1 protein-coding gene and 1 pseudogene are annotated in these 1,574 nt (G+C 59.1%); both read right to left on the reverse strand.

The window, feature by feature from the left end:
• A partial coding sequence (locus tag UC14_RS26550; protein WP_157962173.1) for a cation-translocating P-type ATPase occupies nt 1-1,011 on the reverse strand: 1,011 nt, incomplete at its 3' end.
• A gap of 11 nt (nt 1,012-1,022) precedes the next feature.
• Nucleotides 1,023-1,574: pseudogene (locus UC14_RS26555) on the reverse strand (protease modulator HflK); the annotation flags it as partial.

Raw genomic sequence — 1,574 nt, forward strand, 5'->3', positions numbered from 1 at the left:
CAGCGTGCCGGTTTTATCCACCACAATAGCGTTCAGATCTGCCAGTTCCTCAAGAAAAGCGGAGCTGCGGATCAGAATGCCGTGACGCGCGGCCACGGCAATACCGGCGATTGCCGTGGCCGGTGCGGAAAGCACCAGCGCACACGGACAGGCCGCTACCAGTACCGCCAGCATGGCGTGAGCATCACGGGTGATAAACCAGGTCGCCGCCGCAATCAGCAAAATCAGCACCAGATATTGCCCGGCATAACGCTCAAGCAAACGGGTGATCGGCGGTTTGGCATGCTCCGCTTTTTGCATCAACGCAATCACTTTTCCGAGCGTAGCATCCGCACCGGTGCGCGTGACTTCAACGCAAAGCAATCCGTCGAGGTTGATGGCACCGCCGAACACATCGTCACCCGCGCAGGCTTCCTGTGGCACCGATTCGCCGGTGATCGGTGCAGTATCGAGACTGGCACGACCTGATAACACACGGCCATCGGCGGGCAACCGGTCACCGGCGCGCACTTCAATCCGGTCACCGGTTCGCAACCGGTGGTTATCGATTTCCTCAATCTCACCATCGGGCAAAATTCGCCGGGCGCGGCTGCGGGTCAGATGGCTGAGCGCATCGATGGCTTCCTGCGAACCGATAACGCTGCGCTCTTCCAGAATATGACCAAAAATCATAATGCCCGGCAGCAACGCGGCGGTCATCAGGTCTCCCGTGGCCCACGCGCCAAGCATCGCCAGCGCAATCAACTGATCGGTGACGCCGTGCAGGCTCGGGCTGCGCAAACTATAAATTGCCGAGCGCAGCACAGGAACTGCCACCAGCAATGACGCCACACCAAACAGAATTTGCCCGACATCACTTTGCTGTGGAAACAACCATTGCCAGATCCAGCCGCACAGCAGCAGACCAAACGCCGCCATCGCCAGAAGCAGCTGTACAGCCATGCTTCGCTGTTCATGGCGCGTTAACAGCACGCTTTTCGCTGCCGGTTCTTCAGAAGTAAAAGAAGTCACAGGGCAATACCTCAGGGTTGAGAGGATGGACGGTCTGGCCCCGGCAGGATCAGATGTGCATCGTCATGGGGATCAACGGCAGTGACGCCGCCCGCATGGGCAAGGATTGCCGGCATCCGTTCACGCCACAGACGCCACAGTAATTCAGGTGAATGATCATTCGCCAGTTGCACCACGGTTGCAGTCTCCGTGGAAGCCTGGGCTATCTGTTCGCTGGCTTTGGCATGGGAGACCTGTAAGGTGCGATCTGCCGCCTGAACCGCCTCCTGATGCGCACTGGCAGCCTCATTACTCGCGCTGGCGATGTTCTGATCCGCCTGCTGACTGGCCGTCAGTACGGCATTAAACGCCTCAACCGCCGACGGTGGCAGAGAAGACTGCACGTCAACGCGACGGACTTCGATACCGGAGTTGCTGCCTGCAGCTCTCAGGGCGGCGAGTTGCTGATTAATGCCCTGACGTAAATCGCCACGCAGCCGTTCCCGTCGTTCGGCGATATGGCTGTCGTTACCCACCATTTCCGCCGCGCGACCAGAATGGTATCCAGACTCGCGTGAGGCACA

It is taken from the genome of Rahnella sp. NRRL B-41462 (genome assembly GCF_003263525.1).
Lineage (GTDB): Bacteria > Pseudomonadota > Gammaproteobacteria > Enterobacterales > Enterobacteriaceae > Rahnella > Rahnella aceris.